This window comes from Streptomyces bicolor, from assembly GCF_000719285.1.
GTDB lineage: Bacteria > Actinomycetota > Actinomycetes > Streptomycetales > Streptomycetaceae > Streptomyces > Streptomyces bicolor.
On the sequence record NZ_JOFS01000164.1, the window covers coordinates 1 to 210 of the forward strand.

A 210-nucleotide genomic window follows, 5' to 3' on the forward strand; every position below is an offset into this window, starting at 1 on the left:
CAGTTCGGGATTCTTCGCGGCTTCGTCGAGGGCCTCGCGCAACGCGGCCTCGTTGGTGGGGCGTGCCTCTTCGAGGAGTTCGAGGCCTGCTTCGGTGACATCGGTGTAGATGCCTCGGCGGTCGGTGGGGCAGAGGTAGCGGGAGAGCAGGCCGCGGTCCTCGAGTCGGGTGACGAGGCGGGTGGTGGCGCTCTGGCTGAGGACGACCGC

At 69.0% G+C, this 210-nt stretch carries 1 protein-coding gene; it reads right to left on the reverse strand.

Annotated features, from left to right (window positions below):
• Positions 1 to 210, reverse strand: a 210-nt coding sequence (locus tag IF78_RS0143115; protein WP_031488225.1) for a MarR family transcriptional regulator, incomplete at both ends; no start/stop codon positions are given.